Origin of the sequence: Pedobacter sp. BS3, assembly GCF_008274585.1 — a bacterium.
Lineage (GTDB): Bacteria > Bacteroidota > Bacteroidia > Sphingobacteriales > Sphingobacteriaceae > Hufsiella_A.
The window spans coordinates 23,075-46,977 of the sequence record NZ_VTRT01000004.1 but is presented as its reverse complement, the minus strand read 5'-3'; the positions used below and the strand labels follow the sequence as shown (position 1 = coordinate 46,977).

The 23,903-nt window shown below is 43.7% G+C and carries 17 protein-coding genes; 6 read left to right on the top strand and 11 right to left on the bottom strand.

The genetic code is table 11. The annotated features are described in order from the left end of the window. The first annotated feature begins 2 nt into the window (after positions 1–2). Together FW774_RS11965 and dnaA are read left to right on the top strand one after the other, a co-directional pair. On the top strand, positions 3–329 hold the full coding sequence (locus tag FW774_RS11965; RefSeq protein WP_149348439.1) for a nucleotide pyrophosphohydrolase: 327 nt from the start codon (positions 3–5) through the stop codon (positions 327–329). 171 nt (positions 330–500) lie between these two features. After that, entirely contained in the window at positions 501–1,928 is a 1,428-nt protein-coding gene (gene dnaA, locus FW774_RS11960) for a chromosomal replication initiator protein DnaA (protein ID WP_149348438.1), read from the top strand. Positions 1,929–2,000: 72 nt separating this feature from the next. Here dnaA and FW774_RS20425 read toward each other — a convergent pair whose 3' ends face one another. After that, entirely contained in the window at positions 2,001–2,171 is a 171-nt protein-coding gene (locus tag FW774_RS20425) for a hypothetical protein (RefSeq protein WP_187774884.1), read from the bottom strand. 265 nt (positions 2,172–2,436) lie between these two features. On the opposite strand from FW774_RS20425, the gene FW774_RS11955 reads away from it, so the two are divergent. The 3 genes from FW774_RS11955 to FW774_RS11945 all read left to right on the top strand — a co-directional run bounded on the left by FW774_RS11955 (position 2,437) and on the right by FW774_RS11945 (position 3,811). Continuing rightward, on the top strand, positions 2,437–2,916 hold the full coding sequence (locus FW774_RS11955) for a hypothetical protein (RefSeq protein ID WP_149348437.1): 480 nt from the start codon (positions 2,437–2,439) through the stop codon (positions 2,914–2,916). A 407-nt stretch (positions 2,917–3,323) separates the two neighbouring features. Continuing rightward, a complete protein-coding gene (locus FW774_RS11950; protein ID WP_149348436.1) occupies positions 3,324–3,533 on the top strand; it encodes a hypothetical protein in 210 nt (69 codons plus the stop codon). Then, positions 3,533–3,811, top strand: a complete 279-nt coding sequence (locus FW774_RS11945; protein WP_149348435.1) for a type II toxin-antitoxin system YafQ family toxin — start codon at positions 3,533–3,535, stop codon at positions 3,809–3,811. The genes FW774_RS11950 and FW774_RS11945 overlap by 1 nt, the downstream gene beginning before the upstream one ends. A gap of 209 nt (positions 3,812–4,020) precedes the next feature. Here FW774_RS11945 and FW774_RS11940 read toward each other — a convergent pair whose 3' ends face one another. The 10 genes from FW774_RS11940 to FW774_RS11895 form a co-directional block, all read right to left on the bottom strand. Next, the gene (locus tag FW774_RS11940) at positions 4,021–6,027 is read right to left on the bottom strand and encodes an FG-GAP repeat domain-containing protein (protein WP_149348434.1); all 2,007 of its coding nucleotides are present in this window, start codon (positions 6,025–6,027) and stop codon (positions 4,021–4,023) included. A 174-nt stretch (positions 6,028–6,201) separates the two neighbouring features. Next, on the bottom strand, positions 6,202–7,638 hold the full coding sequence (locus FW774_RS11935) for a sialate O-acetylesterase (RefSeq protein ID WP_149348433.1): 1,437 nt from the start codon (positions 7,636–7,638) through the stop codon (positions 6,202–6,204). A 232-nt stretch (positions 7,639–7,870) separates the two neighbouring features. Next, positions 7,871–8,887, bottom strand: a complete 1,017-nt coding sequence (locus tag FW774_RS11930) for a DUF5017 domain-containing protein (RefSeq protein ID WP_149348432.1) — start codon at positions 8,885–8,887, stop codon at positions 7,871–7,873. An 8-nt stretch (positions 8,888–8,895) separates the two neighbouring features. After that, positions 8,896–9,825, bottom strand: coding sequence for a DUF5017 domain-containing protein (locus FW774_RS11925; protein WP_149348431.1), 930 nt, complete (start codon positions 9,823–9,825; stop codon positions 8,896–8,898). Between the two features lie 97 nt (positions 9,826–9,922). Further along, positions 9,923–11,524 carry a RagB/SusD family nutrient uptake outer membrane protein gene (locus tag FW774_RS11920; protein ID WP_149348430.1) on the bottom strand — a complete coding sequence of 534 codons (1,602 nt, stop codon included), beginning with the start codon at positions 11,522–11,524 and terminating at the stop codon, positions 9,923–9,925. A 20-nt stretch (positions 11,525–11,544) separates the two neighbouring features. After that, entirely contained in the window at positions 11,545–14,697 is a 3,153-nt protein-coding gene (locus FW774_RS11915; protein ID WP_149348429.1) for a SusC/RagA family TonB-linked outer membrane protein, read from the bottom strand. Positions 14,698–14,849: 152 nt separating this feature from the next. Then, a complete protein-coding gene (locus tag FW774_RS11910; protein ID WP_149348428.1) occupies positions 14,850–16,118 on the bottom strand; it encodes a T9SS type A sorting domain-containing protein in 1,269 nt (422 codons plus the stop codon). A 49-nt stretch (positions 16,119–16,167) separates the two neighbouring features. Continuing rightward, a complete protein-coding gene (locus FW774_RS11905) occupies positions 16,168–16,821 on the bottom strand; it encodes a hypothetical protein (RefSeq protein ID WP_149348427.1) in 654 nt (217 codons plus the stop codon). Between the two features lie 225 nt (positions 16,822–17,046). Then, complete coding sequence (locus FW774_RS11900; protein ID WP_149348426.1) at positions 17,047–20,565, bottom strand: hypothetical protein; 3,519 nt, start codon at positions 20,563–20,565, stop codon at positions 17,047–17,049. Between the two features lie 272 nt (positions 20,566–20,837). After that, positions 20,838–22,898: a prolyl oligopeptidase family serine peptidase gene (locus tag FW774_RS11895; RefSeq protein ID WP_242457828.1), complete on the bottom strand. Its 2,061-nt coding sequence runs from the start codon at positions 22,896–22,898 to the stop codon at positions 20,838–20,840. A 245-nt stretch (positions 22,899–23,143) separates the two neighbouring features. Between FW774_RS11895 and FW774_RS11890 the strand changes: the two genes are divergently transcribed. Further along, positions 23,144–23,893, top strand: coding sequence for a UDP-2,3-diacylglucosamine diphosphatase (locus FW774_RS11890; RefSeq protein ID WP_149348424.1), 750 nt, complete (start codon positions 23,144–23,146; stop codon positions 23,891–23,893). Positions 23,894–23,903: the final 10 nt, after the last annotated feature.

Here is a 23,903-nt window from a genome sequence, read left to right as displayed (position 1 = left end):
ACATGACAATAGAAGAAGCCCAAAAAGTAGTTGACAACTGGATTAATACCACCGGTGTACGTTATTTTAATGAACTAACCAATACGGCAATCCTGATGGAAGAAGTCGGCGAAGTTGCCCGCATTATGTCGCGAAAATACGGCGAGCAATCTTTCAAAGAATCCGACAAGAAAGTTGATTTGGGCGACGAAATGGCCGATGTGTTGTTTGTGCTGATCTGCCTGGCCAATCAAACCGGCATCAACTTAACCGAAGCTTTTCATAAAAATCTTGCAAAGAAAAACATCCGCGATGCTGAACGGCATCAACAAAATAAAAAACTACGATAACGGAGAAAACACGCCGAAGAAAAAATTATATAACCCTGCCTTACAACCACTTGCCGTTAATTTTAAAATTTAGTTTTTTTAATAGTTTTTTTTTCGAATATTCGATGTTCCAAAAGGTGATGTAAAAATCCCCTCCCAGGACTTGAAAATCAGATTTTTAGAAGAAGCTATATGGAAAAAAACAGTACCACGATATGGAATAATTGCCTTCAAATTATAAAAGATAATATTCCGGCCCAGAGTTTTAAAACATGGTTCGAGCCTATTACCGCTTTACGTTTAGAAGGGAATGTATTAACCATTCAGGTACCGAGTTTATTTTTTTACGAATGGCTTGAGGAGCATTATGTAGGATTGCTGCGCAAAACCGTTAAAAATCAATTAGGCGAAGATGGACGCCTGGAATACAATATTGTGGTAGATAAATCGTCTAATGTAAAGCCTTTTACCACCAATATGCCGTCTAACGGTAATGGGGCCGAGGGCAAAAATCAATCTATACCTATGCCTGTGGCCCTGAATAAAGATATTAAAAATCCGTTTGTAATACCTGGTTTAAAGAAATTGCAGGTTGATCCGCAATTAAACACCAATTACACGTTTGATAACTTTATTGAAGGCGATTGCAACCGGCTTGCACGTTCTGCCGGGTTTGCCGTTGCCGGAAAACCGGGAGGGACATCGTTTAACCCGCTAATGATTTATGGCGGTGTAGGTTTGGGGAAAACGCATCTTGCCCAGGCTATCGGAAATGAAATTAAACGCAGCCTGCCCGATAAGCTGGTTATTTACGTTTCGTGCGAAAAATTCTGCCAGCAGTTTGTTGATTCATTAAAGAACAATACCATTAATGATTTTGTGAATTTTTACCAGGCTATGGACGTTATTATCATGGATGACGTACACAACTTTGCCGGTAAAGAAAAAACACAGGATATTTTCTTCCATATCTTCAACCACCTGCACCAATCGGGCAAACAAATCATCCTCACTTCTGATAAAGCCCCCAAAGATTTGGCTGGCCTGGAAGAGCGCCTGCTCAGCAGGTTTAAATGGGGCCTATCAGCCGATTTACAGGTTCCGGACCTGGAAACCCGGATGGCTATCCTGAAAAAGAAAATGTATACCGATGGTATCGACCTGCCCGGCGAAGTAATAGAATATGTGGCCCACAATATCGATAACAACGTACGTGAGCTTGAAGGCGCCATGGTATCTTTGCTGGCCCAGTCCACGCTCAATAAAAAAGAGATAGACCTGCCACTTGCTAAATCAATGCTGAAGAATTTCATCAAAAACTCTTCCAAGGAGATATCGATGGAATACATTCAAAAGCTGGTATGCGAATATTTTGAAGTGCCCGTAGAAATGGTAAAATCACAAACCCGTAAACGCGAAATTGTTCAGGCCCGGCAAATATCCATGTACCTGGCAAAAAACCATACCAAAACCTCTTTAAAATCTATTGGCGCATTTTTTGGCGGTCGCGACCACTCTACCGTAATTTATGCCTGCCAAACCGTAGAAGACCTGATTGATACCGATAAGAAATTTAAAGCCTACGTTCAGGATATCCAGAAAAAACTTAAAATGAGCTAAACCTTGTGCTCATGACTTTATAACAAAAGAAGCTGCTACGAAGGCAGCTTTTTTTGTTTAATTAGGCTTTAATTATTTGTCTTTATACTGATAATATTGCCCTACAGCAAATATAATTGATAGTACCAATGCGCCTAACAACATAACTTCCACGCTGTATTGAACGTGCACTATAAATTTAGCCAGAATATATACTGCCAGTAACGGAACGGCAAAACTTAATCCACGGTATTTTTTCTTCATTTATCAAAGCTAAGAATAATTGTGCTTATAGTTCATAGCTATAAGCAAGCCTAAACGACCGACGACTCGACTATGCCAAGCTTCGTGTCTTCACGAAGCTTCCCTTATACCGGTTCATGAAGACACAAACCAGGCGTTTATGTATTTATCCCACATGCGGAAACATAACGTACAATCCTCTTATACTCCATTTAACCTTTTTTAACATTCTTCTCCGTTAACTTTTCGGCATACAGACAGTCATATAAACAAAACTGATACGAAAATGAAAAAGTTAGTTATTCTGTCTGTTTTGGTTTTCGCCAGCTTTATATATAAAGCAGCAGACGCTCAGATCAATATAAATATCAGCATAGGTAATCAACCTGAATGGGGCCCTGCCGGGTATACCAATGCCGATTATTATTACCTGCCGGATATTGACGTATATTACCATATACCCGACCGTACCTACATTTACCAGGAAGGCAACCGCTGGGTTACACGTACTGTACTTCCCGCACGGTATAGCCATTACAACCTGTACAAAGGCTATAAGGTTGTGATCAATGAGCCTACTCCCTGGTTACGGGCTAACGAGATCAGGTCCAGGTACGCCTCTTTCAGAGGTCGCAGTAACCAGGCAACTATTCGTGATAGTCGTAATGAACGTTATACAGAACGTAATGATCACAATCGCCATACACCAGATTCCCGGAAAGGAAATAACCGCCCTGAACAGGCAAGGCCACAACACCGCTCCTAACTCAACATATATATAGTTCTCTGTGTTATTTTTAAGGATTACAATGCAGAAACAGGAGAGGGTGTCTCAAAAGTCAGTAAAACCATCTATTTACAGTCACGCTGACCCCGAAGTCTCGGGGGAAGCGCCTGTAGCCATAATGAACCAATCCTTCGACAGGCTCAGGATGACCATAGGGGACTTTCGAGACACCCTCTTTTAGTGCATGATAATTTTCACGTCTTGCTGTAACCTGATTGGTGATCCATCATTCTGATTAACAGTTACTTCTTCTCTTACCGGTAAAACAAACGCTTAAAAATGCCCAGCCCAACCAGGTCAAGCCGTTGTTGCTTGAGAAAGCTGTTAAGAGATTTATACATTATTTACAATTGTGTATATATTTGTATATTTAAACGGCCTATATAATGAAAACTTTAATTGTACAACTACCTGATAAAAAATTAGCTATAGCAAAAGAATTTTTGCGAGACTTGGGCGCTGTAACTATTTCGGTAAAGGCCGCGAAACCGGTACACCGCACACCTAATGCCACCACACTAAAAGCTATACAAGATGCACATAACGGGAAAACAAAAAAAATCAATGATTTGGAAGCGTTTTTAAAAAGCATCTGATGTTTAATCTTGAATATACCAATCAGTTTAAAAAAGACTTAAAACTTATTAAAAAACGCTCCGAAAAAGATTTTGAAGTAGTTTCAGATTTTTTGTTAAATGAATTGTCTATAAAAGGACATCTGTTGGATAAAAAATTTAAACCCCATATTTTAAAGGGTGAATATAATGGAGATTGGGAGGCCCACATTAAGCCTGATCTATTAGTTATATGGTTTGAGGTAGATGATAAAAATATTAAGTTAATCCGTTTGGGCACCCATTCCGATATATTCTAAGTTTCTCTTACAGGAATTCAGTTCAAGAGATTGCAAAAACCATTAGCTTCCACTATAAAACCCTTCCTGCATAAGGGATCAAACAGAGCAGCTTACAGTTATCCTTGCACTATCGATTATTTCTAATCCAGGATATGTGATGATTTCAATGATAAACTTCTTAAATAATTAAGGCTCCCTATTAGGCAGCCTTAATTATTTCAACCGTATTATTTTTTCCTTCCATTCGGCAAATAATACAGATACCCGTCTTCCGCTCCTACCAGCAGATCCGGGATGCCATCTTTATTCCAGTCTACCGCTGTAGGGCTGGTATCGTGACCGGCCAGTATCAGCTTACCCAACAGACCTTTATTTTCAAGTTGCACTGATCCATTTTTAGTCCCGGTATTTTTCATTAAGGTTACATTTTTGCTATTTACCAGTATATCCAGCTTACCATCGCCATCCCAATCGGTAATGCAGAATTTACGCCGGCCGCTGGCGCCATATTTATTTACATTCATGCGCAGCAACCCGGGAAGGCTGTCTTTTACGGCATGGTTGCCATCGTAGCCGCTATAGTCTGTTCCATAGAAAATCCGTTTACCCGGTTTCAGCCAAAGCTCAGCTCCTTTTTTAAACCGTTCAAAATAGCACAGATAACCTTCATGGTCCAGCATAACCAAATCTGCAAGGCCATCTTTATTCCAGTCGATCACATAAGGTGTAGTGCGCCATTCGGGAGATAAGGTATTGGGCTTGGGTGTCCACCAAATCCATTCCGGCTTTGGCGGATTCATTTTTTCCCAATCCACTTTTACAGGAGCCGCATCCGCCAGCTTAGGCACTTTCTTTGTACCGATGTTTTTATACCATTCTACCTTACCCCATATCGAATTAATCACAATATCTTTCAATCCGTCTCCGTCCCAATCTGCTACCGACAAAGTAGTATATCCCCATTTCGCTTCTGCCGGCCCCTGAATAGATGCATTACTCCCTGCCTGTATCCGGATGGGCTTACCATTAACCTCCAGCAATTTTGGAGCGGCCCATTTAGGCATATCGCCATTCATACCCAGATTTTCAATAAAACCGATGTAGCCTGCCGAATTGCCGCAGATGAGGTCTTCATCACCATCGTTATCCCAGTCAACACTATAGGGTGTTACCAAAGCACCAAACTTTACATCACCGGCCTGCTGCCTGAAATACGCCGGCGACTTAAATACCGGCATACCGTTTTTCACTTTCCCTGTATTTTCAATCAATGCAACACGACCATCCTCGTCACCTACCACTAAATCAACATATCCATCCTTATTCCAGTCTACGGCTACCGGAACGATCATCTCCAGATCCATCTTAATGATGCCCGATTCATTTTCCAGGTAACGGCCCTTAGCATATACCGGCTTCTCCCGCGTGCCGGTATTCTCAAAGTAAGTCAGCTTATCCAGGAACTCGCCGCACACCAGATCTAAGTCACCATCACCGTCAAAATCTGCCAGATTGGGGGTAGGCGCTCCAAAAACATCCAGATCTTTACCTTCAACCTGGATACGGCCTTTGTTGACATATTTTCCATTCTGGTTCTCAATCAGGTAAACGTATCCATGAAGCGGCCCGTTAATCCACTCTCCTTTCGCGTTATAGGCGTTATCCCAGCCGTAATCGTTCCAGTCGTCAACCCCCACAACAATATCCACATCACCATCATCGTCATAATCCACCAGTTTCCACTGGTTAAAACGGTTTCTTCCTTTGATATCTTTCAAAATAGAATCTGCCGGAAACAGCTCCTTCTTTTCTTTACCGAAACTTTTAGTGAAATTAAGCAACTCGGCCCCTGGAACTGTTATACGGGGCTTTTCATTAATGTATGATACCTGGATGTCTTTTACCGACTTGGCCAGCCATACGGGTTTGGCAAATACCGGGTTAGCATCGCCACTGGTATTTTCAAACAGGTAAACTCCATTGTATGGCTTTCCCTGACTGGAAACCAGCAAATCCATATCGCCATCGTTATCATAATCAAGCGGAATGGGCCAGCCCCATAATCCTACACCTAAATCAACTACCAGGCCGGGATTATTGTATTTTAACAGTTTAAAATCCGGCTTTTCATCTGCTTTTTTTACAGGATTATCCCGCTGTAAATTAAATGCCGATAACGTAAGCAATACAACGCCTGACAGAAGTAGAAATTTATTATGACGGTTTTGTTTCATGATATGGAATGGATAGTTAAGGCTTAGATTTAGCTTATATAAAAATATTCTTCTGAAATATTTACACTAAGTTTATCGCTATTATCAATGAAGAATGGCAATGTAAAGCAACCTTATCGAAAAGATTGCTTCATCACTCCACTGCATTTCGTTCTTCGCAATGACGCACATTTGTTATTTTACCGGCCAGCTATCCGTTCTGAACGACGATGCCGGCAAACCATCCTGATTAAATAAATCGCCTTTTACCCATGCTTTAAAGGCATAGCGGGCTGCTACCGGTTTATTAACCTGTGCCGATGACACTTTAATACCATCTTTGGTGATCTCAGCTTTGGCAGGATGAAACACCTTATCGCTACCGGCTACTTCAAAGTTACCGGACTGACCATTATTGAATTTTAATCCTTCTGCATGATCAAACTTTAACAGGATACTGTTCCCTTCAATTTTCATTTTTTTGTATACTGGTCCTGAATAGGCTACATCCTTCTGACCATAGGTTTTAGCCAGCGCCAGGTAAGACAAGCGTTTGCCGACGCTTTCTTTATCGGGCGGGTGGATGGTATTTTGCGCACCTATATCGGTTAACACCGCCATACCTGAATTGGGGATTTTATTTTCTGCCTGTAACTGTGCTTCGCGTAAAACAGGTACAAAAGGTTCCAGTTTTTTAAGCGATGCCGACAAGGTTGCAGTACCCGAAATGTAAGGTGCAATCTGTACATAATAGAACGGAAATTTACCAATTCCCCAATCCTGACGCCACTGTTTCACCATAGACGGAAACAGCCGGCCGTATAATTCAGGCTCGTTCCTGTTCTGCTCTCCCTGGTACCAGATAGCGCCTTTAATGCCATAACCGAGGATAGGATTGATCATCCCGTTAAACAGACCGGTAGCCTCATTTTTATCTTTAAAGGCTGTATTAGCTTCTGCCGCTACCTTAACTTCTGGAAATGCTTTTAACGCATCGGCACTCATCCAGGCCTGTACGCGGGTTCCGCCCCAGTCGGATTCTACAATACCAACAGGAACCTTTAATTTTTCCTGCAGTGCCTTTGCGTAGAAATAAGCTGTTGCACTAAAATTGGACGTGTTAGCAGGCGAAGCCTTTTTCCAGGAGCCCTGGCAACCGGTAAGCGGCTTTTTCCAGCTCACATTCTCTACATTGAAAAAACGGATCTGCGGATTTTCTGATGCGCTGATCACTTGCTCTGAATTGGCTACCGGCTGATTCTTAAAGCCTTTTAAGGGCATTTCCATATTGGACTGGCCGGATGCCAGCCATACCTCACCAATCAAAACGTCGGATAACACGATCTCACTGCCATCGCTGATACGGACAGTATAAGGGCCACCTGCGGCCGGAGTTTTAACTTTTACCTTCCACCTGCCGCCCTTAGCAGGATTGACCTGGTACGTTTTGTTATTCCATGATGTGGTGACGGTTACGGATTTACCGGCGTCGGATTTACCCCACAGGGCCACATCTGACTGTTGCTGTAAAACCATACCATCAGAAAATATGGCCGGCAACGTAACGTTAGCCTGTACACGGATGGAAAAAGCTGCAATTAATACTAACAATAAACTGATTCTGGGCTTCATTTTGATGATTTCTGTTAAATTAAAAATTGGTTAATAGTTTATAATTCTTAAACCAAGATAGTAAACTGTATGCAAAGTTAACGCTTACTATGTGCGTATACTGGTGATAATTATCTAATTACTGTAGGATATTAGCATATTACAACCTTATTATTTTCAATTAGACTTACCGGATTACAAATCCGGCATTAACGGGTTCGGGATTACAGATCCCGAACAGCAGAGAATGTTCTTATGGTGTAATGGTTATATTGAGCTTCTTAATGATCTCCGGTTGCTCATTGACATGAGTGTTGGCAGCAATAAAGACAACCTCGTAGTTACCAGCTTTGCTATAAACAAATTTGTGCACCAGCGCATTTTTATTTTGTTTGGTGATAATAACCGTTGGCATATCCTTCCCGGCGTTGAACTGAGGCAACGTTAAAGGCCCGCTGATGGCATAGCCTTCTTTAAATGGACCGGTCAGGTTATTGAATATGCCATTCCACATTACCTGCGTAGAGGAAACAGTAGGCCTGTTACTTGCCTGTGCTGCTGATGCCGGATTCTCTACCCATTGAAAGCCCAGCTGGCTCTGTGTATACAACTCCCTGGATAAAGAGCTATTGCCTATCACAATACCTTGAATACTGGATTCGATAACTCTGAACTGTACCCTGTTAGAAGCCGCTTGTGTAGTACAGTGCCAGGCTAAATAAACCGGTTTTCCTGCTGCAAAAATATCGGATATATCCCCCGCACCTGAATTTACATAATTAGCGATGTCACCTGGTACAGTTGGCAAAGCGAAGCGGTTTGTAATATTTGTCCATGTTGCTGCTTGTACGTTAGTGTACGCATTCCCGCTGCTTCGGTCTCCATTGAAATCCGTAGAGTATACCAACTGGGCGCAATCCCAGTTAGCTTCCGTATTATTGTTAGGGGCTTTCCCTGACCTAAAGCTCAGATTGGCGACAATATCATAAAAACGCTCTGTATCTTTATAAGCATAATCATTACCAATGGCTCCTGAATAGAAACTAACCATATCCGGGTTACCTTCCATGATAAATTTAACGGTATCACCTACTTTTAACGTGCTGCTTTCATCTACCCGCACATCAAAGCTCATCGGCCCCTGGCTGGTTGGATCTTCAACATCGATCTTAGGACGATCCATAACTCCTTCCGGATCTTTATTACATGAGGCTACCATAGCTGATACGCATAGCCCCGCAATGAGGTATATTTTTATAAGATCTTTCATAATAGCTTTTACTGAATGGTTAGCTTTATTTTTTTAACGGCTTCCTTCTTTCCTTTGTAGTTTACATTGTATCCAACAAAGGCTACTTCATATTCCCCGGCTTTATCAAACGTGTAATAAAATTCGGTCATGTTTTCGTTTTGTATACTTTTAATAACCTGGGGTTTATCAAGCCCTAAGTTTATCTGATCGGAGATAGTAACGGGAGCGCTAACCGCATATCCCTCTTTTAAAGGACCTGCCGTATTGTCGAATATTCCATCCCAATAAACCAATGTGTTTGTAACGCTGGGTTTGTTGGATGCCTGATTTGCTGCATCTGCGTTTAAAACCCATTGAAAACTAAGCTGAGCCTGGGAATATAACACGCCTGAAAGATCACTATCGTTCTGGTTCTCACCGTTTACATTAAAATCTGTAACCTGGAATCTGGTACGCTGCGAAGCTTCATTGGTTTTGCAATGCCAGGCAAAACAGATCGGTTTTCCTTCTACTACTAAGTCAGAAATATCTGCAGTGCCTGCATCAGAAAAAGAAGCGGCCGTACCCACAATAGGCGGAATAGTAAACCTGTTTGATATATTGATCCAGTTTACCGCTTTAACGTTATCATAGGTATAATTTCCGTCAAAATCGGTTGTGTACAGCAATTCGGCGCAATCGCTATTATTTCCTGCAAACTTTGCCGCTCTGAAACTCAGCTTGGGCACAATATCATAAATGCGCTCTTTATCATGATAGGCATAATCGTTGCCATTACTGCCCGAATAGAAGTTGATCATATCCGGACTGCCTTCTATCGTGAATTTGATCCTTTCGCCTACCGCATAAACCGTCTGCTCTGTGGATACATTGAAAACGGGCTCTGTTACTTCGTAAGGATCTTTACATGCAGCCATGGTAAGCAACATGCTTACAACTGTTAAATACTTTTTCATCCGTTTATTATTTTATTTGGTTGATGGAACCTCTGATGATCACGATAAACATTTATCTGTGTTTTAATGCTTATGTTGATCAATGCCGGGCTCATCATTACCATCCCTGATTTTGAACTAATTTTTTGTTAACTCCCATTTCATACGAAGGAATTGGCCACCACATATCTTTAGGCTCTACACTCCTGAAATATCTTCTTGCCCTGACATAGTATGAAGAGGTAAAGGTTTGAGGTGTCTCCGCTTCCCGTACAACCATATTATCGTAAAACACATTCCAACGAACCACATCATTTTTCCGAAGCATTTCGAAGCATAATTCACGAGGTCTTTCTTCTCTAACCTCCCGTTGAAAAGCGGTATAACTTCTATCTGTAAAGTCTGTGCCTGGACTTGCCGTTGTCGGATTTAATCCAAGTCCTCTTCTTTTTACCATATTCAGGTATTCCAGCGCATTATTATCAGCACCTTTAAAATATTCGTTATACGCTTCGGCATACATCAGCAGTACATCTGAATACCGTAAGATCGGGAAGTTTTGAGGGGTTTGCGATTGCAGCTTTGGCAGAACGGTTTCGTATTCTCTTCTGAATTTCCCACAAAACCGCTGATATTTCGAATCTGTAGCTCCCCAATTTGTAACGGTTGCAACATCATTATTATTTACGTAGTAGAACGGCGCCACATTCCAATCTCTCCGCACATCTGAAGCGGAATACAAACCATACAGGTAATCTGTAGACCGCAAAACACCCTGGGCATAGCCAATAACATCATCAATAACGGGATTTCTTATCCCGTTATTTCTTCCTACCATACCGGATGCAGGATATACTCCTGTACCATCACTAAAGAATTCTACTTCGAAAATACTTTCGCGGATATCATATTTATCCTGGGCGTAATTGATAAAAACCTGCTGATACGAAGGGTTCAGCGCATGAAAATGCTCATCAATAACCCGGCCTGCATATACCATCGCATCTTTATAACGCTCCTGTTCATTGTAGGGATATCCGGCCAGGTACAGGTTTACCCTGGCCAACAGCCCCCATACAGCAGATTTAGAAACGCGTCCGCCTGTACCTACCTGACTGGCCGGCTTTACCCAGGCTGCCGCTTTTTCCATATCTTCCAGAATCTGGGCATACACTTCCCTCCCTGTGGCCCGTGGTTGCTGCAGCTCTGCTGCATTCGCATTTGCAATTGGCTTTAAAATTATGGGAACGCCCTGAAAACGGGTGACCAGCATCAAATAATAATAAGCACGCAGGAATAATGCCTGCCCTCTGATGTCATCACGTTTACTATTATCAATAGCAATATCAGCGTTATCTACATTAGCCAGCAAATTATTGGCCCGGTCAATACCGGTATAACATGATCGCCAGTAATTCTGTATCTTGGGTTCTGTAGACTCCACGTTGTAATCGCCCACGGAATTTTCATCCGAGCTGTAATCTTCATAAGCCTCGTCGGCTTCAAGTCCCATTCTGCCCAGCATATTATTGCCATACAGGTTACCATCTGCCAATGCCGCGTAAACACCATTTAAGGCGTAATTCAGTTCGGCTTCCGTACTGTAGTACGTATCTTTCTCCATCACGTATTTGGAAGGATTTACGTCCAAAATATCGTTGCAGGAGGCTGTTAAAAAAAGACTCCCTATTATGGCTATTTTTTTAAATATATTTTTCATTTCTGTACCTATTTAGATATTTAGAAAACAACCTTAGCTCCAAAAGCAATGGTGAAATTCTGGGCATAAGCCGAATAATCGAAGCCCGGTGTCAATATAGAGTTCCGTGTGGACACCTCCGGATCCAATCCCGAATACTTGCTCCAGGTATACAGGTTTTGAGCGGCTACACTCAAATCAATACCCGATATTTTGCCCAACCATTTTTTAGGCAGACGATAGGTCAATTCAACGGTCTTGAGACGAAGATATGACCCATCTTCTAACTGTTTGGTTGAAAAATAACCTGCTGGCCCATATCCACGTGTTCTGAACTGTTCGTTGGAAGGGTTATCTACTGTCCACCTGTCTGTGTAAGACGCAAACTGATTCAAGGCTATTCTTCCCGTACTGTTACCTTCAAACATCAAACGGTTGGCGTTCATGATATCATTTCCATAATTCCATTGGAAAAACACATTCAGGCTGATATTTTTATACTGGAAATTATTATTGAAACCGCCATAATGTATGGGCAGGGTACGCCCCATAACAATTTTATCTTTATCATCAATGATACCATCGCCATTAATATCCCTATACTTAATATCGCCCGGTTGGGTAAGATTTCTGTCTTCGTACAGGGACACTACGCCATCTTTAAGCACACGATTACCATTTGACAATTGATCAAAGTCTGATAGCTGGTACACGCCATCCCATATCAGGCCATAAAATGATGAAACCGGCATACCAACCTGTGTAATGTAAAGATTGGATGAGTTCCAGGTTGCTGTAAAGGCCGGGTTAGAGAACATCGTTTTTTCGTCGTCTGTTAAGCCCAATACGGTATTTTTGTTAAATGAGATATTAAAATTAGAGCTCCATTTAAAGTTTTTGGTATTGATATTTACCGAGTTGATCTCCACTTCGAAACCTCTGTTGCGGATAGAACCTACATTCCTGTATATTTTTGCATATCCGCTGGTATAAGGCGCATTTGAATACAGCAATAGGTCTTTGGTGTCTTTATTATAGTAATCGAAAACAAAGTTTAACCTGCTTTTAAATAACGACAACTCATAACCAACATCCAACTGATAAGTAGTTTCCCATTTCAGATCTTTATTTCCAAAATTCGACATGATAAGTGCAAAATCGGGAATAGCGCTTCCTGTGCCGATACCGTAATAATCACCCAGTGTCACTATATCAGAAGTAACCAGATCGTTTACGCGGTTATTACCGGTAGCTCCCCAGCTTGCCCTAAGCTTGGAATCGCTGATAAAAGGGATGTTCTTAAAAAACTCCTCCTTACCTAACCTCCAAGCCGCGGCAAACGACGGAAAATATCCCCACCTGTTCTGCGGAGCAAACTTTGATGAGCCATCTGTTCTGAAATTTGCAGTCAACAGGTATTTTCCCCGGTAATTATAGTTTACGCGGGCCAGGTAAGATAAAAGCATATTGGCTGAGGCGAGAGAGATAGGATCTTTGATATAACCCGAACTCAATGCCCTGATTCCCAATTCCTCATTGGGAATCTGGATAGATGTAAAGCCGTATTGATCTGAGTTCTGCCCCTGCACGGTAATACCCATCAAAGCATCTAATTGATGATTTTTATTAAATTTTTTAGTGTACGTAAGAGTGTTTTCATTCATCCAGTCTACCACTGTCTTTTCAGAAAATCCACCGTTTACGCCGTTTGCATTATTCGCCGAAGGGTATCCCCTATAGGTATTGGAATTGTTAAAAGATTCGTCTCTCGTCATCCTTGAGGTGTAACCACCCCTGATATTCAGTTTCAGGTTCCAGGGCAACGTATAATCAATGCCCAGGTTACCGGTAAAAAATGTCCGATTCTGCTGCCTGAATTCATTTTTGGTTGAAATAATGGGGTTCATAACAAGCAGTGTCTCACTTCCTTCCTCATCATCGTCAAACAACATATCGGTCAGGTCTCCGGAGGTAGATACCGGTCTGTAACCCCAGGTTCTGTACATGATGTATGTAGCATAAGAGTTATTGCCGGATGCCTGCTGATTAGTTAACTGGCCATAATTTTTATCTTTTGAGTAACTCAGATTCAAATTAACCTTTAAATTCTTATTAATTTCCTGGTCAACCCTTGCCCGTCCCTGGTATCTGGCAAAACCGGAATTAATGATAACCCCGTCCTGGTTAATCACGTTACCTGAAAAGGCATATTTAGTTGATTTACTTCCTCCTCTTAAGGACAGGTTATGATTGTGCATGAGCGCCGTTCTGAACAGCATATCCTGCCAATCGTGCCCTGGTATACTCTTGTAATCGTCCAACGTACGGCCCGGTTTATCTAAATAGATTGTTTGTGCATCTGCCGGATCTAATTCCAGCTGGTATTTGACAAATTCATAAGGGTTCATCATATCCATGAACTTGTTAGCCTGTTGCAGGCTCAGGTTCATATTGTAGGTAACAGTAGGAAGTCCTTCTTTCCCCTTTTTTGTCTCAATAATAATAACACCGTTCGCAGCTCTGCTACCGTAAATAGAGGTCGCGGAAGCATCTTTCAGTATCCTGAAATCTTCAATTTCTTCGGGGTTAATAGATGAAAGGCTAAATCCTTCTATAGGAAATCCGTCCACGACATAAAGAGGCGAGTTATCCTGGGTAATAGAATTGCCTCCCCTGATGACAATATCCGATTCTTCTCCGGGTTGCCCCGACAAGGCATTTACCTGTAAACCGGCTACCCTGCCGGCGAGAGCCTGGGCAATATTGGGTACAGGTGCTTTGTTGATATCTTCTACCTTTACCTCCGAAAGCGAGCCTGTAAAATCCTTTTTGTTTACCGTACCGTAGCCTATAACAACCACTTCTTTCAATGCGGTTGTACTGGATGTCAGTTTTATAGTACCTGTAAGATTGCTGACCGATATTTGCCGGGAATTATAACCCACATAATTAAAGATCAATACTTCCGTATTGGCGGCCCGGATGCTGAATTTGCCATCTTTATCCGTAACTGCCGCTCTTTTTTCGTCTCCTCTGACACGAATGTGCGCTCCTATAAGAGGCTCGTTGTCCTCGCTGTCTACTACAATACCACTTACCAGCTTACGGCCCGCCTGCTGTGCCTGTACCGTAAAATGGGGTAATATGAACAGTAACAGCAATATAGCAGCCTGTACTTTGTTTTTTACCTGCATATTTAGTTTATTAATTGATTACACCGATTAAAATGATTACACGGATTGCTTAGATTACATGGATTAAAGAGGTTACATCAACCAATATCTGTGCATGCCATTCAATCTGTGTAATCCCCTTTATCTGTGTAATCCCTTTAATCCGTGCAATCTCACCTCATAAATTTTGTATTCAAATGCTCTCCTTTACCGGAAATGAGAGAAACCACATAAATTCCTTTGTTACTGTTAAATGGTACACTGAACAGGTTTTCCCCCGCATGCAGATCAACCGCTTGTTTGTAGATGCTGCGCCCAGACAGATCGGTTATCTGCAATTCGCTTTTGCCTGCATCTGCCTGTGTAACCCATATTTTCACTTCCGATCCGCTTGCCCCTGCATATACTTTCAGGACATTTCCCTGTAAGGATGTATTTACAGGCAGGATAGCTGATTCTTCGTACTTACCATCTGCATCTACCTGGCGTAACTGGTAATAATTTGTGCCTGCCAGAGGTGCATAATCTGTAAAATGATAGACATTAACCGATGAGCTTGTACCATTACCTTTTACGGTTCCTAATAATTCATCAGGCTTACCATTTCCTGACCTGTAAATTTCGAAATGAGAATTATTTTCTTCTGATGCGGTTTGCCAGTTTAATTTCACCCCGTTTAATTCTTTTTGAGCAGTAAAGGAGGTGAGTTTTACGGGGAGGGTGGTGGTACCTTTTATATTAAGTGCTTCATAATTGCCTTCTGTAGCTGTTGTTGTTTTACCCAAAGCAAAATTATAGCCTTTCGCTGTTGATGTGGTAATACCTGTCAAGTCTAATGTATTCCAAAAATACAAACGTAAATATACAGTAGAGGTCGATGTAAGGTTAGTTAGCCCGGTTAATGCTACTGTTGTTTGGATAACACCGTTATTTGAGGCATCCCCACTTACCTGATTATAATATTCATTAGATATATCTTTTTCAGTATGCAATTTATTCGCCAGGAAAGATGCTGCATCTGTATTATTTATACTATATGTCCAGACATACATATTTGGCGATTTGTTGAATTCTCGCCTGATTCTAAAATCAAGAGTACCTAAGGAAACCGTTGTCCCGGTTTTTGGCTGTAATATGATTTCATAATAAGTACCTGTACTAACCGCCTGGGCAAATGTAGTTGGTATTGTTCCTGCACTGCTTATATCCCCTCCAAAACCACCAGAATTACCCGTACCGGCAGTAGTTAGATTTGGCCCAAAGGTTATTTTTGGCTGAGTTTGAAACGTGGTACCGGTACTGCTATTTGCGGTTGCTTCCGTTTCCTTCCCCGTAAAAACGGTTGGATTTCTAAAACTCCAGCCAGCTAATAAATCTTGCGCACTGAGGGCATTGCTTAACCCTGCAATGAGTGCCATTGTAATAAAGTAAATCTTTTTCATAATCTTTCGTTTTAAGTATTTTATTAATCAGTTTATAAAAAGCCTGCTTTTATTTAACCGGGCTTACCGTTCCATCAAGTGCCAGGGCATTACTGCCTTTGCTATCTGATTTACCAAAACCAAAAGCCCTGGCACTGCCCTCGGTCGCAGTACCGCCCCATGCGTATATTCTGAACGTAATTGTTTTTGAAGACGAAACATGCTGCAGATCGTTATATCCTGTTAAACTGATTGCAGGTTGCTTCACTCCATTATTCGTTAAATCGGTAATGGTAATATCCTGATCGCCAATTTCCTTGAATGTCTTGCCATCCAGGCTGTACATCCAACGGTAGATATGTGCCGATTCTGCCTGGCGCCGTAAGGTAGCTTCGAGCGAACTCAGCGATACCTGGTACCCCGGTTTGGCTTTGACTGTAAACTGGTAATAAGCTCCCGAGATTTTTGCAGCTTCCTGATCAGCATTTACCGGGAAATTACCGCTAAAACCGCGTAGATTTCCCTGCTTGGGCACGGCGCCCGGACCACGACTTAAAACCGACTGTTCTAAATTGGCATGATTGGTGGTGGCTGCTGCCGTTTTCTCTCTTCCTGTAGATGGTTCCGGCAAGGCGAATTGCCAGGCAACTATCTGCCCGAAACCCTCATTAGTTAAACATACAGAAACAATTAAGGCAAAAACATAATAATAAACCGGCTTCATATTTCGTTTAGTTTAATTGGTTAACTCTTTCTTACCAGGATGTTATACATCTGCCTTGAAAACACTTAAATCATAACCTATCTCCAGGTAAAGCGTTAGTATTCCTGATAATTGGTTATCTAAAATTACGGCGCTTTTTAACCCATATATTGGCGATTATTACCTAATTTTTGTAGGATATTATCATAGTATTGGGTGTTTGTATATGCGTGTTTGGGATATGTTTTATTTCACAAACTTTACGGTCAATGCTTTTTCATTTATGGGTACAAGCCTGGCGATATAAACACCTGCTGATAACAGCAAATTCCACCGGAAAACCGTGCTACCTTGCTGCAGGATAACAGGCTGACCGGCCAATTGCCTTCCCGTAAGGTCTGTTATAGAAATAACCGCATGCTGTGTATATGGACTATTGATAAAAAACGATGTTAGTGTATCGCCGGCAGCAGCATGAATTTTAAAGCTATAATCCACTAAGTCCATTTTTACCGGTACAATATCCGATAAGCTTATGCTGGCGTTAAGATCCACCTGTTTTAACCGGTAATAATTTATGCCTGTACCCGGATCATTATCTACATAATTGTATTTACTTAGGTTTGTTGTTGTTCCCCGGCCGCCAACGGTTCCCAATGCATAAAATTGCTGACCATCCTTACTCCGCAGCACTTCAAAATGAGAATTGTTCTGCTCTGACGCGGTTGTCCAATCCAGTCTTACCCGTTTACCTTCCGGCCTGCCGGTAAAAGACAATAGCGTTACAGGAAGTGCGTTTGTTACCGTTCCGCCGATAACCAGCGCATTTGCGCCGGATAATGATTTACCAATCCCAAACGAATTGCTGGTGGTTGCCGTACCGCCCCAGGCATATAACCGGATGGTAATACTTTTATCAGAAGACACATTCTGCAGATCTGTATAAGCCGAAAGGTTGATCTGCGGCTGCGCTTCGCCATTATTCACTGTTGTAGCCGCCGTAATATCTGCAGGGCCAAGATCACTGAACGTTGTTCCATCCAGGCTATACCGCCAGCAGTAATGATGCGGAGCATTTTCCTGTATCCGGATACGGGCATCTAATGATGTAAGCGACACGGCAAAACCGGGTTTGGCTTTCAGCACAAACTGGAAATAATTGCCGTCGGCTATGGCAGCGCTTTTGGTAGCCATTACCGGAAAATTACCTACAAACGATACCGTCGAGCCTTCGGTTGCCGCAACATGATTGCCACGGGTTAAAACAGGTTGTTCAATTCCGGCATTTACCGTGGTCGCGTTACTGCTAACTTCTTTCCCGTTAATACCCGTGTCAAACTTCCAGCCGGTAACAATGTCATCCGAAGTGGTTCCATAAACCGCCAGGCAATAATCATCATCAGCCGTATACCGTGCAAAACCAAAGCCCCCGCTTGATGTTGCTGCGCCCCAGGTATATAATCTAAAGGTTATACTTTGCGTAGAGGCCACATGCTGCATTTCCGCGATAGACGATAAATCTACAGGAGCCTGCACCAGGCCATTATTCTCTGTACTCAGGAAAGGCACATCGCCGGTATCGCCTATGGGTGCAAAATTCACACCGTCTTTACTGTAATACCACCGGTAAATAACCGGCCCGGCACTGTTTCGCCGCAATTTGGCTTCGAGCCGTGATAAGGATACATAATGCCCTGATGCCGGCTGAATGCTGAATGTATAATAAGCATTATTCGCAATAGCCTCCGCACTGCTGTTACCTGGATTCAGCGTGGAATAGTAGCCGTAGTTAAGTGCGGCTGCCGTTAAACCGCCGCCGCGGGATAAGGTTGAGCTAAGCAGATTGCCGCTATTGACCTCGGCGTTTAAGCTGCCCGTGGTATTACCGGTAATTGCTGATAATGTCCAACCCGCCAGCGGTGTTTCTTTTACCGGGGTCGGCACCACAGCTCCGCCGACAACCAGGCTGGGCGTTGTATCGCCGGAAGTATACCGGCCAACGGAGAATCTCCCCGACAAGCTGGTAGAGCCCCATATATACATCCGGAAGGTAATTTTTACCGGCGACGGCACGTTTTGCAAATCCTTATACATTTCCAGGTGGATGGCAGACTGCACAACGCCTTCGCCATCGGTATCTGTTAAATTGAAAACAGGGCCCGTACCGATATCGGTAAAGTTAACGCCGTCTTTACTGTAAGCCCACTGGTAGCTCTTCGCCCCGGCTGAAGTTCTTGAGAGTTTAGCGTCAATAGTAGCCAGCGATACGCTGTATCCGCTTTTTGCCTGAACCTCGAACTGGAGATATTCGTTGCGGGCAATAGCATTATCTTTTGAATTATGCTGCGTGCCACAGGTGGAGTTAAACGAACGTACAAAACCGGCCGCATTAAGTCCGCTGCCGCGGGATAACACCGAAACATTTAACCCCGGATTGGTTTCCGTTGAGTTTACCAAAGTTTCAGAACCCGTAGCTTGCGGTACCCCAAATTGCCACGACAGGATATTACCGGGACTTTGTGTCAGCGGGCCTATATCAGCAGGCGAATCGGCCATGGTTAAATTACGAAAATCAGTAAGCCGGTGAAACGTAATGGTGTTGGCATCGTGCCAGTCGGCGCCATACCATGAGGTACGCACTGCCGCTACAATATCGTTGCCATCAAACTGCCAGTCGGCATACTGAAAGCCAAAGTTTGCCCGCCGGGTTATTATTTCACCTTCGTTCCAGCGTATTATTTTATAACGTTCTTCCCAATTCAACAAGTCTGAAGAGCTGGATAACATCAGTACATTACGCTGGTTCCACGGCGCATTGCTTGAGCCGTTACCCCACCCGGAAAACACCGTAGTGATTTTATTTACCAACGACCAATATTTGCCCGAAACGGGATCATAACGAATGGTAAACTTGGTCATTGCTCCCGGAAAATGAACAAAACCGGTTGATGTATTAAATGCTGCCGTTTGTCCGTCATCAGAGATTTCTATTTTGGCACCCACCTCGTAACGTGGGATACCGGCAGCCGGCCCCTGCATTTCCAATGTTCCGTTTACGGCCTGGTCGGTCTTCAGGCGGATGAAATCCACGATCTTACCATCGGGAGTAACTACCACGTTACCTTCGCACCATTCGGGTATATCCGCGTTAAGCCAGGCCGGATTTAACGCTACCGTATTCGTCCTTGTCCAGCTGGAGGCTTTTAACAGATCTGCATCTTCGGGAGCAGACATCACAAAAGCGTGAAAATCCCGCTCGTTATCCGGGTCGGGACTTTCCTCGTAAGCTCGCCATATACGTCCGTTGTGCCTTACTACCGGGACAGGTGCCGTATGAAATCTACCCGATACCAGCAACCCCGTATTGGCATCGTCTGGTTTTGTCCAGCTATACCCGCCGTCAAGCGATTTATGAATAACGATATTGCCGAAAGATTTTGCAACGCCCATCAGGTAGAGGATGTTGTTATGCACAAAAAGCGTCGCCCAGTGGCTGTCGGATACCAGGGCAACGAAGCTCCAGTGCGCCCCGCTATCTGCAGAACGGTATATCGCCGTAATTGTACCGCTGATATCATGCGAAGCTACATAGCTTCTATCCGGCAGGATGACTATACTTGGCGATGCATAGCTGTTTGTTAACGGCGCCGGACTTTGCGCTATTACCGTTCCGGGAAAGGGCACCTGTGCTGCCAGGTTACCACCAAACAGGCACAATAAACAAACAATTGCTGCAAGACGATAAAGGTATCTCTGAAATTTCATAAAACCGGTTTAGCATTGGTTAGATCAAAATTAACCTGCAACTATGTCCGGATTTTGTGAGTTATTAGCCAATTTTTGTAGGATGTTATCATAAATGCGTAGTGCTTATGAGAGGCCCCTGCCTAACATCATTTACGAAAATACTTTATACCACTAACCTCTCACCATAGCCCCGATGGGAATGGATACCGGCCTGTGGCTAAGGCTGCAGGCGTATGAATGGACAGCGGGAGGAAAGCCCGATAGCTGCAGAAACCGTTCCGCTTCAAATCTTAATCCTGCTGTTTAAAATCAAGGCCCATATTGTGCAGCATAAAGGCCCATTTATCGGTTTGCTCGTCGATGATTTGTGCGGTGGATTTACCGGCGCCGTGCCCGGCTTTGGTTTCTATGCGGATAAGTACGGGAGCCGTTCCGTGCTGGTATTCCTGCAAGCGGGCAGCAAACTTAAAGGAATGCGCCGGCACTACCCGGTCGTCGTGGTCGGCAGTGGTAACCAGCGTGGCGGGATAAGAAACGCCGTTTTTGAGCGCATGATAGGGCGAATACCGGTATAGGTAGTCAAACATCTCTTTGGAATCTTCGGCCGTGCCGTAATCGTAAGCCCAGCCGGCGCCGGCAGTAAACTGATGATACCGCAACATGTCTAAAACGCCTACGGCGGGCAAAGCCACGCGGAACAGTTCGGGACGCTGTGTCATGGCGGCGCCCACCAGCAAGCCGCCGTTGGAACCGCCGGAAATAGCCAGGTAAGCGGACGACGTGTAGTGATTGCTGATAAGATATTCGGCCGCGGCAATAAAATCGTCGAACACGTTTTGCTTGTGCAGCTTGGTTCCGGCAATATGCCATTCTTCACCGTACTCGCCGCCGCCACGCAGGTTGGGCACGGCATACACGCCACCCTGCTCCAGTAAAATGATGGTTGATACGCTGAACGCCGGTGTCAGGCTGACATTAAAACCGCCATAGCCGTACAGCAGCGTTGGGTTTTTCCCGTTTAGCGGGATACCTTTTTTGTGGGTAATGATCATCGGGATGCGGGTTCCGTCCTTCGATGTATAAAATACCTGTTTGGATTCGTACAAACCGGGATTAAACTTTACTCCTGATTTTTTATACAGCACGGAGCGGCCGGTGGCGATATCGTATTTAAAAATGGTTGCCGGATAAATGTACGAGGTGAAGGTAAAATACAAATTCTTTTCATGTTTTTTGGCATGGAATCCAGATGCGGTTCCCACTCCGGGTAACTGAATCTCGTGCTCCAGCTTGCCGTTCATATCGTACTGCTTTACCTGCGATATGGCATCTTTGAGGTAATGTGTAAACAGCTTGCCGCCGCCGGTGCTGATAGTAAGCACCTGCCTGGTTTGCGGAATGAGGTCTTTCCAGTTTTGCTGACCGGGATTAGCGGCATCAACGGTAACCAGGCGGTAATTAGGCGCATTCAGGTTGGTGTAGATGTACAGCGTACTTCCCTGGTTATCTACCAGCTCGTTATTGGTATCAAAACCGGTAATGACCGGAACTATCGGGCTGCCGGGCTTGCTTAAATCGCGAATGTACAGCTCATTTCCGGAGGTGGAATTTGCCGCCGTTATGGCCAGGAAACGCTGGTCTTCGGTAAGCCAGGCGCCAATATAACGGCGGGGCGTGGTTTCGCCGCCAAACACCAGCTTGTCTTCGCGTTGCGACGTTCCGAGCTTATGGTAATAGAGCTTATGATGCTGGGTCATGCCTGATAGCTGGCTGCCTTCTTTGGGCTTATCGTAGCTGCTGTAATAAAAGCCGTCGTTACCATGCCAGGCGATATCGGAAAATTTAACATCGATGAGTGTATCGCCCACGATAGCTTTGTCTCCGGTTTTTATCACGATAACCTTGCGCCAGTCGGAACCTCCTTCTGATAGCTGATAGGCTGCCAGGCTACCATCTTTGGTAAAGCTGATGCCGGCCAGTGATGTAGTTCCATCGGCAGAAAAAGTGTTGGGGTCGAGGAAAACTTCCGGCTCTCCGTCATCAACCTGCCGGTACAATACAGCCTGGTTTTGCAGACCGTCGTTTTTGTAGAAATAGGTGTATTTGCTTTCCTTAAAAGGAGCGCTGTATTTTTCGTAGTTCCACAGGGTTTCCAGGCGCTTTTTGATATCCTGCCGGTAAGGAATGGCTTCGAGATAATGCTGTGTTACTTTATTTTCGGCCTGTACCCAGGCTTTGGTTTCGGCAGACCGGTCGTCTTCCAGCCAGCGGTACGGGTCGGAAACTGCGGTTCCAAAATAGGTATCGGTTACGGGTTCTTTCTTTGTTTGGGGATAAGCAATAGTATTCATAGTCTGGCTATAACCGCTGTAAACAATTACAAAAATGGCTGATGTAACGATGGCGGTTTTCATGTTTAATATGTGTTTGGGCTAATTTACAAAACTATTTGAACGTTGATATTTAAACAACAGGGCGTAAAGCGATACAATCTCTGTTCTCCGTCAATCCACGTTATAAACGTGGACGATTGCATGGTTTTTTTTAATTTTTAATTTTGGCTTTTGACTTAACACTAATATGTATTTTTACGGCCATGTCTGCAGGCCACAAAATCTATTTCGCATCCGATTTCCATTTGGGGGCTCCCGGTTATGCGCAAAGCCGTGAACGCGAAGACCGCATTGTGCGGTGGCTCGACATGATTAAAACCGATGCCGCCGAGATTTACCTGATGGGAGACATCTTTGATTTCTGGTTTGAATATGAAACGGTTGTACCAAAGGGTTTTATCCGTTTCCAGGGAAAGCTGGCCGAATTATCTGACGAGGGCATTAAAATCACCTTCTTTAAGGGTAATCATGACATGTGGATGTTCGGGTATTTTACCCGAGAAATGGGTATCACCATTGTACCGGATGAATTAATCATAGAACGAAATAACAAACGCTTCTACCTGCATCACGGCGATGGCCTTGGTCCTGGCGATGCCAAATACAAGCTGCTAAAAAAGATATTCAGAAGTCGTTTCTGCCAGTGGCTGTTTGCCCGCATACATCCTAACCTGGGTATTGGCATAGCGTTGAAATGGTCGCAAAGCAGCCGGGCGGCGGGCGGAAAACGCACAACGGAATTTAAAAGCAAGGAACAGGAATGGCTGGTTGTCTACTGCGAGCAATTGCTGCAAACAGAATATTTTGATTACATGATCTTCGGTCACCGGCATTTACCGCTCGATATTCCGTTAAGCCGGGGCAGCCGCTATATCAATCTCGGCGAATGGCTGAGCTATAATTCCTACGCGGTTTTTGACGGCGAGACGGTGGAGCTGAAGTATTTTTCTTAGCAGCGGGAGG